The sequence below is a fragment of the Rhizobium sp. NPDC090275 genome, assembly GCF_044772225.1.
Classification (GTDB): Bacteria; Pseudomonadota; Alphaproteobacteria; order Rhizobiales; family Rhizobiaceae; genus Rhizobium.
Genome location: NZ_JBIVYL010000001.1, coordinates 51,328 through 65,378 on the forward strand (window position 1 = coordinate 51,328; position 14,051 = coordinate 65,378).

Genomic DNA, 14,051 nt, shown 5'->3' on the forward strand with positions numbered 1-14,051 from the left:
GATCCCGCGGGCTGTTTTGCTTTGCGAAGCTCGACCTGAAATCAGGTGCGCGGCTTCAGGTTTTCGGGGTCGTAGATGGGCTTGTAGCCGACGCTGACCACTTCGACCGGATAGGTCTCGGCGAAATATTCGACATTCAGCTTGCGGCCGACCTGGCAGTATTCCTGCGGGATGTAAGCGAGCGCGATGTTCTTGCCGACGGTCGGGCCGTAGGCGACCGAGGTCGTGTAGGAGATGCGGCCGAGGCTGTCGACCAGCGACGTGCCTGTTTCCGGATCCATGACCGGCATGGAGCCGACGGGGTAGCGCTTGACGCCCTTGCTGTCGGTGTTTTCGGTCATGACGAGGGTGCAGAGCATCGCCGGTTGGTGTTCGCGGGCCTTGTATTCCAGGTGCTTGGCCTTGCCGCGGAAATCGGCTTCCTTGACCTTCGGGCGGGCGAGATCGGCTTCCAGCAGGTTGTACTGGGTGAGCAGGTCGCCGTTCTGCAGGCGCAGCGACTTTTCCATGCGGCGCGAGTTGGCGTAGGTCTCGACGCCGAAGGGCATGACACCGGTGGTGCGCAGCGCATCCCAGACTGCGAGGCCGTCCTCGTACTTCATGTGCAGTTCCCAGCCCTGTTCGCCGACATAGGAGATGCGGAAGGCGGTGACCGTCTTGCCTGCGATCTCGATCGGCTTGATGGCCGCGAAGGCGAAGTTCTCGGGGTCGAGCGCTGCCGGGTCTGCCACGACCTTCTTCAGCGTGTCGCGGGCATTCGGGCCCCAGATGCCGATCGTGATGAACTTTTCCGAGACGTCGGTGATCGTCACGTCGAGGCCGCGATCTTCTGCCACGCGCTTCATGTAGTGGAAGTCGCGCGGGCCGGCATCGGCGCCGTTGATGAGGCGGCAGCGGTCGGCCATGCGGATGACGGTGAAGTCGGCGCGCACCATGCCCTCGTCGTCGAGGAAGTGGGTGTAGATACCCTTGCCGATGTTTGCGTCACCGCCGATCTTGGCGGCGCAGAGCCACTCAAGCAGCTCGACATGATCGGGGCCTTCGAGGTCGACCATGTGGAAATGGCTGAGGTTGACGATGCCGCAATCCTCGCTCATCGCCAGATGCTCGGCGTTGGAGACGCGCCAGAAGTGGCGGTTGTCCCATTCGTTTTCGCGCACGGGAACGCGATCTGCGTATTTCTCCAGCAGGTGCTCGTTGGCCTTGTAGCCATGCGCACGCTCCCAGCCGCCGAGCTCCATGAAGTAGCCGCCGAGTTCCTTTTCGCGCTCGTAAAAAGGCGAGCGCTTGGCATTGCGGCCCGACGCGTAGGGTTCGCGGGTGTGGACGGCGGGGAAATAGATCTTCTGCGCGGCCTCATAGCAGCGGCCGGCGATGAAGTCCTCGGTCAGCTGATGCGGGTAGAAGCGGGAATAATCGATCGAGTTGTGGTCGATCTCGGTGCGGCCGTCGGTCATCCAGTCGGCGATCAGCTTGCCGTAACCGGGACCGTCCTTGACCCAGATGGCGACGCAATACCAGAGGCCGCGCACCTTCTGGCTCTCGCCGCAGGAGGGACCGCCGGCCGCGGAGACCTGCAGCAGGCCGTTGAAGGAGTGGCCCTCGTTATAGCCGAGTTCGCCGAGGATCGGCGTCAATTCCATGGCCTTTTCGAGCGGCTCGAGGATCTGCTCCATCTCAAGGTCGCGCTGCGAGGGCGACAGGCGCGCCTCGTGCTTTTCGAGAAGCTCGCGTGGGTGGCACATGCGCGGGTTGGTGGTTTCGTAATAACCCCACTCGATCTGGCCGCCTTCGGTCGTCTTCGGGTCGCCGGTGTCGCGCATATAGGCGGAGTTGCCCTGGTCGCGGAGCAGCGGGTAGCCGATTTCCTTGCCCGTGCCTTCGAACTCGTTATAGGGGCCGAAGAAGGTGAGGGGGTGATCGACCGGCATGACCGGCAGGTCCTCGCCGACCATTTCGGCGATCAGGCGGCCCCAGAGGCCGGCGCAGACGATGACGTGATCGGCCATGATGGTGCCGCGATGGGTGACGACGCCCTTGATGCGGCCGCCCTCGACGATCAGCGACTGAGCCGGCGTGTTGCCGAACATCTTGAGCTTGCCGGATTTCTCGGCGGCGTCGACCAGCTTGCCGGCAACGGTCTGCGAGCGCGGGATGACGAGGCCTGCGTCGGGATCGAACATGCCGCCCTGGACCTGATCTTCCTCGATCAGCGGGAACATTTCCTTGATCTCAGATGGCGAGACGTAATGCGCCCGGGTGCCGAAGGCCTTGGCGGAGCTCAGCTTGCGCTTGATCTCTTCCATCCAGGCGTCGTCGCCGGTACGCGCCACTTCAAGGCCGCCGATGCGGGAGTAGTGACCCATCTTCTCGTAGAAATCGATCGAATACTGGGTGGTCCAGACCGAGAGATAGTCGTGCGACGTGGTGTAACAGAAGTCCGAGGCGTGGGCGGTCGAGCCAATGTCGGTCGGGATACCCGACTTGTCGATGCCGACGATGTCGTCCCATCCGCGCTCGATCAGGTGATGGGCGATGGATGCGCCGACGATGCCGCCGAGACCGATGATGACGACCTTAGCCTGCTTAGGAAACTCTGCCATTGAGTGCGACCCTGATTGAATATTGAGATCGGATTTTAGGGATAGAAACGCGACGTGTAGAGCCTGTCTACGACATAATTATCAAACTGCACGACCAGAGGCATGTGGCTTGTGGATGACCGGCGCGGGCAGCGCGGGCTTTCGCCGTCTTATGGACCCGACCTGCGCCACCGGGCAAGGCTGATGTTGCGTCGTTTCCGCGACATGTTAGAATCCCTCCTAATATTCAGAGAGTTGGCTCTATTTCCGTTACCCCCGCGGGCAAGGACCGGCAATGAAGACTGTAAGTGCGCCGATGGCAAGCTACGGTGTCGAACCAGGGATACGCTTCGCGTTGCTCCTTGATGGGCGCGGCGGCTGCAGGCAGGTCGACATGGATGACGTCTGCGCCTGGAAGCCGGGCGATGGCGTGATCTGGCTGCATCTGGAGCGCGATCATCCGGCGGCCGCCGAATGGGTGAACGCCAAGGGCGGTTTCGATAGCTTCGTGGCCGAAGCACTGCTGGAGGAAGAGACGCGGCCGCGCGTCGAGCCAGTCGATGACGGATTGCTGATCATCCTGCGCGGCGTTTGCGCCACCGCTCCCGATGAGGCCGAGGAGCCGCATTCGGGGCTCGATCTCGTGCCGCTGCATCTGTGGGTCGATGGCAACCGCGTCGTCTCGCTGCGCGACAGCGGGCACTACATTACCGCACTTCGCGATATCAGGGCGGCGCTGGAGAAGGGCAAGGGGCCGCAGCGCAGCGGCGACCTTCTGGCGCTGATCGGCGAGAAGCTCGTGCGCGATCTCGAACCTGTTCTCGACGGAATGGACGAGGAGGTCGACGAGCTCGACGAGATGATCTTTCACGGCGAAGCGAGCGAGGTGCGCGAGCGCCTGAAGCTCTTGCGCCGCCGTTCGGTGCAGCTGCGTCGCTATCTGGCGCCGCAGCGCGACGCGCTGAACCGTATCGAGCATGACGACGCGCCCTGGCTGCTCGAACGCGACAAGCTGAGGCTGCGCGAAGTGATCGACAAGCTGATGCGCTTCATCGAATATCTCGACGCGATCCGCGACCGGACGGGGATTCTGCACGACGACTTGTCGACCGTGATCAGCGAGCGCATCGCCCGCAATTCGAACAGGCTGGCGGCGCTTGCGGCGCTGCTTCTGCCGCCGAGCGTGGTGGCCGGTCTGTTCGGGATGAATGTCGGCGGGATACCCGGGGTCAACGATACCTGGGCGTTCATCGTCATCGTCGGTTTCGTGACGATCACGTCGATCGCGACGCTCTGGGCGCTGCGACGGATCGGCTGGCTTTAGCCTCCGTGTGTGATAGCCGGGTATCAAACAAGCGTGATTTAGCGTCGGCTTTATTGACAATGCAATTTCAGGGGAAATATCACTGCTTCTACCGCTGCAGCGTGTGGCCTCTGCTGTCCGTGTCCCCGCCACCTGCTGCCTTCAACCAAGGCTTAAGATCAGCATGATCGATACGCGTTTCTCCACGGCGATGCAGATCGTCGTCAGCGTTGCCGTCAACGACGAAGCCGACATGCGCTCGACGAGCCAGTCGCTCGCAGTGGGGCTGGATACGAATGCGAGCTTCGTGCGCAAGCTGCTGCCGCCGCTGACGGAGAGCGGCATTCTCGTTTCTTTGGCAGGGAGCAAGGGCGGGATCAGGTTGGCTCGGCCAAGCAAAGACATCCTGCTTAGCGAGATTTATGCAGCGGTAACGGGAAGCAGGAAGCTCTGGGCGACGCGCCACGAAATCCCGCATGCGGGTCTGGTGGGCGAAAATATCGGCGATCTATCGGAATATCTTTGTGACCGGGCAGAGCAGGCGGTTGTCGACATGCTGGGAGCAATGACGGTCGCGGATAGCGTCGCGGAACTGCGTCGTCTCGATGGGGAGCGGCACAAGCTTGACGCGGCCGACACACCTGCGGCCGGTCGGCGTGACGCCGCGGAATAGTCTATTCACACAATAGCAAAAGGTGGCTCGGCAGGGAAACCGAACCACCTTCCGTAAACTGATCGGAGGTCAATCTGATCAGAAACACCTGATTCGGGCGCCATTTCTCGCTCACGCCGGATCAGAGGATCCGGCGTGATTGAAAAGTGGCGCCCGAAGAGTATTAGAATGCGCGCTGCAGACGGAAGAAGCCCGTCGTTACGCCGTCAGCCTTGTCGGTGTCGAGGTAGTTGACGGTTGCCTTGGCATAGAGGTTGTCAACGATCTGGTAGTCGACCGTTACGCCAGCCTTCCAAGCGTCGTTGTTCTTGTCGAACTCGCCAGAGACGATGCCGTAGTTGCCGTAGTACTGGAACGCAGGGGTGATCTTCAGCTTGTCGGTTGCCTTGATAGCGTATTCGACAGCGACGACCCACTCAGCCTTGTTGTAGTAGGCGTTCGGGTCGGAAGAGTAGACGCCTGCGAGACCGAGCGTGCCCGGGCCGATGGCAACGGTGCCCATAGCGCGAACGGCGCCAGCTTCGTTGTCGGTGTCGTAGCCTGCAGTGATCTGGTACGTGAAGGCGCCAGCCTTGCCGCCGAGGCCAACAGCAACGCCGAAATTGTTGGCGGTTTCGCCGTTGTAGTACGGGCTGTCTTCCAGCTCGTCGACGCTGATGCCAGCGTAGAAGCCGTCAGCTTCGTACTGGTAACGCAGCGAGTTGTGCAGGGTAACCGGCGAGCCGATGTCGTCGGTTTCGCCCGAGAGACCGTCGTCCCACCAGCTGTAGAACAGACCAGCGCGGATGCCGGCGATGTCGATGTAAGCGGAGTCGAGGATAGCAGCCTGCGACGAAGCGTTGTCGGCATTCGTCTGCATTACGATAACGCCGGTGAGCGGGCCGTATTCAGTGTCGCTCTTGGCGGTGAACTGAACCTGACCGCGGGTGTACATGTCCCAGTCCGAACGGTTGGCGACGGTCGAGCCGTTGCCGGTCGTTGCGCTGGCGTTCGGGCCGGCGTTGATCTGGGTACGGATGTAACCGCTGACCTTGAGGCAGGTTTCCGTGCCCGGGATGTAGAAGTAGCCGGTGCCGTAAGCGTCGCAAACGCGAACGTATTCTACAGCTTCCGGTTCAGCAGCGACGATAGCGTCTGCAGCCTGAGCGCCCGAGACGGCTGCGAGAGCCGCTGCCGAGCTGATGAGCATCATACGAATAGTCATAGTTGAGTCCAATCTATTTAGGATTGGGCACAGGTCACTGTTGCCGAAAACGGCTCTACCTACCCCAATTTCAAAACAAGCCCTCACGGGGACGTGATGTCTCCGTGACCGGCAAATTACATTTTGGCTTAAATGTATCAATTACAGATACAGTCATAATTCGTTATATTTGCGATGCAAAAAGGTGGTGTTGCAGAAAGGCAACTTTTGTGACGGCGGCAACGGGTCGGCGGCGGCTCGATCTTAAAAATCGAACCATCTCAATGATATATAGCGGAATGCTTATGCACGTCTATCGTGCTGCAGTGCAATAATATGACCGAGTTACAGTTGTCCTTCGGTCATGATGCGGCGCTTTCGCCGACGAATCGCTCGCCAATGAGATGGCGGGTCAACAAGTCTCTGCCGTCAATTCGCAGGCGGCCGTCTGGTGTCGTCACGCGCTCCAGCAGCCTGCGCACGCCTTCGCTGAACAGGCGGCTGGATTGTTGTGCGTCGATACTCGCTAAAGTAGTCGTTCCGAGAATTCTGATGCCGTTACGGGCGACGATTTCGTCCGGCTTGGTCATCGCGCAGTTGCCGCCGGCGGCGGCTTCGAGATCGATGATAACGGTGCCGGTCGTCAGGAGTGGAAGCGATGCGTCGTCGATCAGAATCGGTGCGGTGCCGGCCGCGCTGCCAGTGCTGGATACGATCAGCTGCATTTCGCGGAGCTGGCCGGCAAGTTGCTTGCGGCTGGCGGCGATCAGGGCGTCGCCTGTAAAGGCGCGCGAATGCCTGAGTGCCGGATCCATCGTCACGAATTTCGCGCCCAACAGTTCGGCGCGCTCGCGTTCGTCGTCCGTGAAGCCGAAGAGATAGGTGAGGGCACCGAGGCGCTTGGCCGTGGCGATCGCCTGCATGGCGGCCGCGCCGGCGCCAAGCGCCGCCATCTTGACCGGACGCGCCTGGGAGCCGTCCATGACAAGCATCGGGTGGCCGATGCCGAGTTTGCGGGCGCCTTCGAGAACCGCGGCATAGCCGCAGATGGTCGCCTGTCGTGTCGCCACGTCCATGCTGCCGGCGTCCGCGATACCTTCAAGGCGCGCGAGGTCGAGCAGGAGGCTGCGGGTTACCGGCTCGCTGGCGTCAAGCGGGGAGCCGAGGAAGATCAGGGTCGGGGATCCGGCGAAGCCGCGTACGTCCAGCGGTTTGCGGATGCTGACTAGGAGATTGCAGTCGCGCGCGATCGTCTCGCGGTTGGCGGGCTGTGCGCCTGCAGCGATATAGGCCTCATCCTCGTAGCCAGCGGCCGTGCCGCAGCCGCGTTCGAAGCTGATGGTCAGGCGTGTCAATAGGCTGCCGACATCCTCGGGCGTCAACACAACGCGCCGCTCGCCGGGCACAGTTTCCCGGAGCAGTCCAGCGTGGACGGGAGCGAGGTTTGGCATTCAGAACTCTGTTGGTGAAAAACCGAAGGGCGCGCGCGGTCGCTATAGGGCGCTGACCTCATGGTTTTATGACAGTTTTGTAATTTTTCACCGATGATCGCGATATATTCGCGATGTGTACAACTTTAGGTGAAATTCCGGTTGAGACATGTTCCAGAAGTTTGCAAGAATGAGCTCGGCAGGGGGCAGCATTGCAAAGAGATGCGGTTTTGCGCTGCCGCATTTGGATGTAATGATCCTTGCGAAGCGCTTGGCTGCTGGAGGCATTCGTGAATTTCTATTCGGTATATGATCAGGGATTTGTCCGCGTGGCGGCTTGCACGCCGATCTGCGAGGTCGGCGATCCTGATTTCAATTCGAAGGCGACACTCGACATGGCGCGGCAGGGCCATCAGCAGGGTGTCGGCCTTATGGTGTTTCCGGAGCTCGGGATATCTGGCTATTCCATCGACGACCTTCTTGGACAGGACGCGCTTCTGAAGGCGGTGGATGCGTCGATCGCCGAGATCGTGGCGGCGAGTGCGGCACTCACCCCGGTTCTCTTGGTCGGAGCGCCGTTGCAGCACGAGGGCCGACTTTATAATTGCGCCGTTGCCATTCACGCCGGCCGCATCCTTGGCGTCGTGCCAAAAACGCATCTGCCGAATTATCGCGAATTCTACGAGAAGCGCTGGTTTGCATCCGGGCGGACGGTGCGCGGCCAAGCTATCCGGATCGCCGGCGAGACCGTGCCTTTCGGCATCGACATGATCTTCGCGGCCGAGGATCGGGCGGATTTCACCTTCCATATCGAGATCTGCGAGGATCTCTGGGCGCCCGCAGCGCCGAGCGATTTCGGTGCGCTCGGCGGCGCGCTCATCCTCACCAACCTGTCGGCCAGCAACATCACCGTCGGCAAGGCGGAGACCCGCAAGCTGCTCTGCGCTTCGCAATCGTCGCGCAGCCTGTCTGCCTACATCTATTCGGCCGCCGGGCCGGGGGAATCGACGACGGATCTGGCGTGGGACGGGCAGGCCTGCATCTACGAGCTTGGCTCGATGCTATCGGAGACCGAGCGCTTCCCGATGACGTCGCAGATGTGCGTTGCCGATATCGATGTCGAGCGGTTGCGGCTGGAGCGCTTGCGCACCGGGACCTTCAACGATGCCGCGACGCTCAACCTCACGCCCGACCGGGCGTTTCGACGCATCGGCTTCCAGTTCCAGGCGCCGCAGGGCGATATCGGGCTGGAGCGTGATGTCGCGCGCTTTCCGTTCGTGCCTGCCGATGAAAGCCGGCTGGACCAGGATTGCTACGAGACTTTCAACATCCAGGTGCAGGGCTTGATGAAGCGTCTGCGCTCGACGGGGATCAAGCGGCTTTGCCTGGGGATCTCGGGCGGGCTTGATTCCACGCATGCGCTGCTGGTGGCGGCGCGGGCATACGACAAGCTCGGCTGGCCGCGCTCCGATATCTTGTGCTTCACCATGCCGGGCTTTGCCACCGGCGACGAGACCAAGTCGAATGCCTGGGCGCTGATGCGCAGCATCGGGGTGACGGCGGAAGAGATCGACATCAAGCCGCTGGCGCTGCAGCTGCTGCGCGACCTCAAGCATCCGTTCTCCGGCGGGCAGCCGGTCTACGACGTGACCTTCGAGAACGTGCAGGCCGGCCTGCGCACCGACTTCCTGTTCCGCGCCGCCAACCAGCGCAATGCGCTGGTGCTCGGCACAGGGGACCTGTCGGAAATCGGTTTGGGGTGGTCGACCTATGGGGTCGGCGACCAGATGAGCCATTATAATGTCAACGCCTCCGTGCCGAAGACGCTGATCCAGCACCTCATCCGTTGGGTGATCCGCACCGGCGATTTCGACGCCGACGCCAAGGCGACGCTGGAACGCATTCTGGGCACGCTGATCTCGCCCGAGCTGGTGCCAGCCGACGAGAACGGCGTGATGCAGAGCACGGAAGACAAGATCGGCCCTTACGATCTGCACGATTTCGCGCTGTTCTACACCACCCGGTTCGGGCTGCGGCCCTCGAAGGTGGCTTTCCTTGCTTATTCCGCCTGGAAGGATGTCGACGCCGGTGTCTGGCCGCCGCATTTCCCCGAGGACAAGCGCCGCGCCTTCGATCTTCCCGTGATCAAGAAGTGGATGGAAACCTTCCTCTTCCGCTTCTTCACGATCAGCCAGTTCAAGCGCTCGGCCTCGCCGAACGGGCCGAAGGTCACGTCTGGCGGTTCGCTTTCGCCACGCGGCGACTGGCGCGCGCCGTCGGATGGCAATGCGCGGATCTGGATCAAGGAGCTGAAGGCCAACGTTCCCGACGTCGCGAACTGACGGAGTTGGCGGCGGCATCCTTGCCGAAGCGTGCCGGTGGCACACATAAGAGAGCATAGCTTACGGAGGTAGATGCTCGTGGAGTGTGATGGTCCTGACGAACCGTTGCGTTACGAGATCCGCCGCGAGCCCTCGGGGCGGTGGACGGTCGTGGATTCGATGACCGCGCTGCCTGCGGCAAGCGACGGGCGCGACCTGGTCGGGCTCTCCAGGGAGGACGCGCGCGATATCGCCGAAGAGCTCAACCGGAGCATCGCGCAGGGTCGTGATCCGTTGATCTGACGACCGGCGCGGCAGCCGCTGGAGATAGGACATGGCGGATCATGACGATCGCCTGAATGATCAACGTCTGGCTAATCAAGGTTCGGCGGATCAGGCCGCCGAACGGCCCGGCCGTCTGGATGACAGGGAAGAGCGCATGCTCAGCGAAGGCCGCAGGCTTTCGGCGTGGGCTCTGATCGGCGCGGCCGCCTTCGTGATCGCGATGATCGGGCTCGCCTTTGCCGTTTTCAAGAGCGATGGGCCCAATCCCGGTGCCGCGACGTCGCCTCCAGCCGTCGATAGGCCGTCTTCCGAGGGGCCATAGGGCAACACTTCGCCATATATACTCTATAAACGATGTCATTTGTTGTCTCTTCACGGATTCGGCGCTATGCCCTGCCGGATAGGGGATCACGTGAGGAGCGTAAGGTAGTCGGAATGCTGACGAAAAAAGGAAAATACGGCCTGAAGGCATTAGTTGATCTCGCACGGCTAGCACCGGGCGAAACCGCGTTCATCAACGATGTGGCGGCCCGCAACAATATTCCGAAGAAGTTCCTCGACACCATCCTCCTCGAACTGCGCAATGTCGGCATCCTTCGCTCGAAGAAGGGGCCGGGCGGTGGCTACTCGCTGTCGCGGCCGGCGTCCGAAATCCGCATCGGCCATGTGATCCGTACGCTCGACGGCCCGCTGGCGCCGATCCGCTGCGCAAGCCGCACCGCGTTCGAAGCCTGCGACGACTGTTCCGATCCCGAGACCTGTCAGGTGCGCCGGTCGATGACCGATGTGCGCGACGCGATCGCCGATATTCTCGACAACATGACGCTCGAGCAGTTCGTCGCATCCGGCAACAACAAGTGGACCGAGAGCGACGAGACGGTGCCGATGTCGGTCGCCTGACCGACGGCATTTCGTACCTACACCAGCATTTCCGATGATTTCGGCCGTGAGAGACCTGTCCCATGACCGTGCTGTCGATTCATAGGATGCTCACTATATGGTGAGGGGATGGTCTTCGCGGGGTGGCTGCGCGAAGATAGCGCGTGTTTTTTAAGAAATAAGAGTGTTACTGACATTCCATTGCCCGCGTGGGCGCTGTCTTGGGTCGTGTTTGCCGCTGCCTGATGAAAGGCGCAGCCTCCGCGACCCATGACATTATGCAGCATGAGGTACCATATGCCGTCGAACCCTCGCACACGGCTCCAGCTCGATCCCGGCGACATGCCGATCTACGCGATTGGGGACATTCACGGCAGGCTCGATCTCTTGCGACAGGCCGAGCAGGCGATCTTCGAGGATGCATCGCAGATTCCGGGCCGCAAGCTTATCATCACGCTCGGCGATTACATCGATCGCGGGCCGGCGTCGGCGCAGGTGATTTCGCATCTGATGCAGCCGGTGCCTGAGGATTTCGATCGCATCAGCCTGACGGGCAATCATGAAATGATGATGCTCGACTATCTCGACGGCAAGATGTCCTACGACAGCTGGATGATGACCGGTGCGGAAGCGCTCCTGCATTCCTACGGCATCGATACCAACCAGATGCCGGGCCTGTTTCGCACGGCTTCGAAGCGCGATGCCTTCATCCGCGATTCGCTGCCGAAGGCGCATATCGACTTCCTGCGCGCGCTGCCGATCCTGATCGACACGCCGGCGGTGCTGTTCGTGCATGCCGGCATCGATCCGGCCCGGTCGATCGACAATCAGCAGGATGACGATCTGGTCTTCATCCGCCATCGCTTCTTCGAGAGCGATCTGCCGCTGCCGAAGCTCGTCGTGCACGGGCACACGCCGGTCGATCAGCCCGACGTGCAGGAGATGCGGCTCAACCTCGACACCGGCGCCTACCGCAGCGACAGGTTGACTGTCGCGCGGTTATGGCAGGGCGAGGTGCGCCTTTTCTCGACCTGATCAGGCATCCGCTTCGGCGGTTTCCCGCATCTTCGGCGTCTCTTCGGTGTAGTAGCTCGTGTACTTGTGGCGGTAACGCTCGGTGCCGCCGAAGTTGGTGAACTTGCCGAGTTCGGCCATGTCGGTCTTGTTGAGGATCACACCAAGGATCTTCGACTTGATCTGCGGCTCGGCGTTCAGGACATCGCGCACCAGGTTGGTGGGCGTCTCACCCCATTCGGTCACGAACAGGAAGCCATCGACCTGCGGCGCGAAGGCCTTGGCATCGATGACGGGGCCGAGCGGCGCAAGGTCGACGACGATGTAGTCGAACATCTTGCGTGCAGCTTCCATCAGGTTGAACATGCCCTGCGAGGCCAGCAGTTCGCTGGTGTGCATCAGGTTGTCATTGGAGACGACGGGCAGGATCGCGAGCTTGCTGGCCGGGTCGACCTTAACGGCGCCGGCCCACGGGATTTCACCGAGAACGGCTTCGACGAGGCCATGCTGCGGCGGCGTCTTCAGCATGCGGGTGAGGCCCGGATTGCGAAGGTCGGCGTCGATGAGGAGCGTACGCTTGCCGCTTGAGGCGAGCAGTGCCGCGAAGTTGGCAGCCGTCGTCGACTTGCCTTCGCCCGGCATCGCCGAGACGACGCCGATGACGCGGTCGGAGCGGCCCTGGAACATGACGTCGCTGGCGAGCTTGGCGTTGCGCAGTGTCTCGGCGAAGACCGAGCGCGGTGCTTCCAGGACAACGCGCATGATGCGCTCGAAGGTCGCGCCGTCGTCACCGACAGGATCTCCGGGCTCAGGGGCAAGCTGGCTCGGGTTTCGGAAGATCTTGCGTTCGCGCGGCGGCTTGCCGACCAGCGGCAGGTAGCCCAGGAACTTCAGGCCGAGAATGGTGCGGACGTCGCCCTCGACGCGGAAGAAGCGTTCGCGGAATTCCTGGAAGACGACCAGGCCGCCGCCCGCCATCAGGCCGAGAACGATGGCGAGACCAAGCGTCATCGTCCGCTTCGGGCTGGACGGCGAGACCGGAATGCCGGCTTCGGAGATCACGCGCGCCTTGGCAATCGGGAAGGACTGCTGCTGCGAGGCCTCTTCGTACTTGCCGAGGTAGGATTCGTAGAGCGTCTTCAGTGCAGATGCGCGCTGTTCCAGGTCGTTCAGCTGAACGATGGACTTGTCGGCCTCCGAGTTCTTGCCGGTCAGATGGTCGATGTTCTGACGAAGCGACGCTTCGCGCGAGCGGGCAACTTCGAATTCATTGCGGGCGTTCGAAGCCAGCTGCTGCAGCTCCTGGAAGATCTGGCGGGTCAGATCTTCCTTTTCCGAACGGAGTGCGACCGCCTGCGGATGATCGGCGCCGAAATTCGTCGTGACTTCCTGTTCACGCTTGCTGACATTGATGTAGCGCGTGCGCAGATCCTGGATGACGGAATTGTTGGCCTGGCCGGACGAGATGGCGGCGTTGTTGACCGCGCCCTCGGGGCCGAGATCGATGATCTGCTTGAACTGGTTGTAGCGTGCCGAGGTGCTGGCGGCGTCCGACTGGGCGACGATCAGCTGCTTGGTGAGGTCGGCCAGCTGCTGCTCGGACATGAGCTCGCCATTGGCCGAGGTCAGGCCATTCTTCGCCTTGAAATTGGCGGCCTCAAGCGCTGCCTGCTGCGAACGCTCGCGCAGGTCGGTCAGGCGCTGTTGCAGCCAGACGGAGGCGCTTTCGGTGGCGTCGAAGTTGGCGTTTAGCTGGTCGCTGAGATAGGCGGTGGCGTAGGCCTTGGTGATACGGGCGGCGAGCAGCTTGTCGGTCGAGCGGAACGAAACGGCGAGAACCGCGCTTCGGTTGACGCGCGAGACGGCGACGGCTTCCTGAATGAGGGCGGCTGCCTTCTGGCGGCGGCCGGCGCGGGCGTCGTCTTCGGAAACCGGAGGACGGCCGGGAAGGACGGCGCTGGCGAGCAGCTTGACACCCGACTTGATCAGGCCAACCGGGGAGGCCGGCGGATCGAGAATGGTGGCGTTGTCCTGCAGGTTCTCGGCATCGACGACGCGCAGAGCGAGCTGATTGGACTTCAGGATTTCGACCGCGCTGGCAATCTGCATGTCGACCTGCTGCGAGTTCGCCACCGGCGTGGCGTCCTGCGCGTACTTGGTCATGCTGTCATCGAGCAGGATCTGCGTCATCGACGTATATTGCGACGTGGAGAACAGCAGGTAGATCACCGCCAGCGTCACTGTCACCCCGACGCAGAGCGCGATCGAGCCGATGCGGCGCATCAGGATGGCGATCAGGCGATCGATGTCGATGAAGGAATCGGAGTCGTCGGGCGCTTTTGGCAGAGAGCTGTGCAAGGTGAGGTTCCGTTGGTTCATGG

At 61.8% G+C, this 14,051-nt stretch carries 11 protein-coding genes; 7 read left to right on the plus strand and 4 right to left on the minus strand.

Translation table 11 applies throughout. The features are described 5' to 3' along the window. Positions 1–41: 41 nt before the first annotated feature. Complete coding sequence (locus ACIQUB_RS00225) at positions 42–2,603, minus strand: FAD-dependent oxidoreductase (RefSeq protein ID WP_113235343.1); 2,562 nt, start codon at positions 2,601–2,603, stop codon at positions 42–44. 274 nt (positions 2,604–2,877) lie between these two features. Here ACIQUB_RS00225 and ACIQUB_RS00230 point away from each other — a divergent pair, with 274 nt between their 5' ends. Further along, complete coding sequence (locus tag ACIQUB_RS00230; protein WP_113235342.1) at positions 2,878–3,906, plus strand: CorA family divalent cation transporter; 1,029 nt, start codon at positions 2,878–2,880, stop codon at positions 3,904–3,906. Positions 3,907–4,069: 163 nt separating this feature from the next. Further along, positions 4,070–4,558, plus strand: coding sequence for an Rrf2 family transcriptional regulator (locus ACIQUB_RS00235; protein WP_113235341.1), 489 nt, complete (start codon positions 4,070–4,072; stop codon positions 4,556–4,558). A gap of 163 nt (positions 4,559–4,721) precedes the next feature. Here the strand turns inward: ACIQUB_RS00235 and ACIQUB_RS00240 are convergent, their stop codons facing one another. Together ACIQUB_RS00240 and ACIQUB_RS00245 are read right to left on the minus strand one after the other, a co-directional pair. Next, complete coding sequence (locus ACIQUB_RS00240; RefSeq protein ID WP_113235340.1) at positions 4,722–5,762, minus strand: porin; 1,041 nt, start codon at positions 5,760–5,762, stop codon at positions 4,722–4,724. A gap of 341 nt (positions 5,763–6,103) precedes the next feature. Beyond that, entirely contained in the window at positions 6,104–7,192 is a 1,089-nt protein-coding gene (locus tag ACIQUB_RS00245) for an NAD/NADP transhydrogenase subunit alpha (RefSeq protein WP_402928197.1), read from the minus strand. A gap of 269 nt (positions 7,193–7,461) precedes the next feature. Between ACIQUB_RS00245 and ACIQUB_RS00250 the strand changes: the two genes are divergently transcribed. From ACIQUB_RS00250 to ACIQUB_RS00270, 5 genes are all read left to right on the plus strand, one after another. Then, positions 7,462–9,513, plus strand: a complete 2,052-nt coding sequence (locus ACIQUB_RS00250) for an NAD(+) synthase (RefSeq protein WP_113235376.1) — start codon at positions 7,462–7,464, stop codon at positions 9,511–9,513. Between the two features lie 72 nt (positions 9,514–9,585). Further along, a complete protein-coding gene (locus ACIQUB_RS00255) occupies positions 9,586–9,795 on the plus strand; it encodes a hypothetical protein (RefSeq protein WP_111564081.1) in 210 nt (69 codons plus the stop codon). 31 nt (positions 9,796–9,826) lie between these two features. After that, positions 9,827–10,099 carry a hypothetical protein gene (locus ACIQUB_RS00260; protein WP_113235338.1) on the plus strand — a complete coding sequence of 91 codons (273 nt, stop codon included), beginning with the start codon at positions 9,827–9,829 and terminating at the stop codon, positions 10,097–10,099. 113 nt (positions 10,100–10,212) lie between these two features. Continuing rightward, entirely contained in the window at positions 10,213–10,677 is a 465-nt protein-coding gene (locus ACIQUB_RS00265; RefSeq protein ID WP_047513971.1) for an Rrf2 family transcriptional regulator, read from the plus strand. Between the two features lie 276 nt (positions 10,678–10,953). After that, positions 10,954–11,691: a metallophosphoesterase family protein gene (locus ACIQUB_RS00270; protein ID WP_113235337.1), complete on the plus strand. Its 738-nt coding sequence runs from the start codon at positions 10,954–10,956 to the stop codon at positions 11,689–11,691. Here the strand turns inward: ACIQUB_RS00270 and ACIQUB_RS00275 are convergent, their stop codons facing one another. After that, positions 11,692–14,049, minus strand: coding sequence for a polysaccharide biosynthesis tyrosine autokinase (locus ACIQUB_RS00275; protein WP_113235336.1), 2,358 nt, complete (start codon positions 14,047–14,049; stop codon positions 11,692–11,694). Between the last annotated feature and the right edge of the window lie 2 nt (positions 14,050–14,051).

Excerpts from the sequence above, each read along its gene's own strand:
- ACIQUB_RS00275 (WP_113235336.1), bottom strand. The coding sequence starts at position 14,049 with ATGAACCAACGGAACCTCACCTTGCACAGCTCTCTGCCAAAAGCGCCC.
- ACIQUB_RS00260 (WP_113235338.1), top strand. The coding sequence starts at position 9,827 with ATGGCGGATCATGACGATCGCCTGAATGATCAACGTCTGGCTAATCAA.
- ACIQUB_RS00240 (WP_113235340.1), bottom strand. The coding sequence starts at position 5,762 with ATGACTATTCGTATGATGCTCATCAGCTCGGCAGCGGCTCTCGCAGCC.
- ACIQUB_RS00245 (WP_402928197.1), bottom strand. The coding sequence starts at position 7,192 with ATGCCAAACCTCGCTCCCGTCCACGCTGGACTGCTCCGGGAAACTGTG.
- ACIQUB_RS00235 (WP_113235341.1), top strand. The coding sequence starts at position 4,070 with ATGATCGATACGCGTTTCTCCACGGCGATGCAGATCGTCGTCAGCGTT.
- ACIQUB_RS00225 (WP_113235343.1), bottom strand. The coding sequence starts at position 2,603 with ATGGCAGAGTTTCCTAAGCAGGCTAAGGTCGTCATCATCGGTCTCGGC.
- ACIQUB_RS00270 (WP_113235337.1), top strand. The coding sequence starts at position 10,954 with ATGCCGTCGAACCCTCGCACACGGCTCCAGCTCGATCCCGGCGACATG.
- ACIQUB_RS00255 (WP_111564081.1), top strand. The coding sequence starts at position 9,586 with ATGCTCGTGGAGTGTGATGGTCCTGACGAACCGTTGCGTTACGAGATC.
- ACIQUB_RS00265 (WP_047513971.1), top strand. The coding sequence starts at position 10,213 with ATGCTGACGAAAAAAGGAAAATACGGCCTGAAGGCATTAGTTGATCTC.
- ACIQUB_RS00230 (WP_113235342.1), top strand. The coding sequence starts at position 2,878 with ATGAAGACTGTAAGTGCGCCGATGGCAAGCTACGGTGTCGAACCAGGG.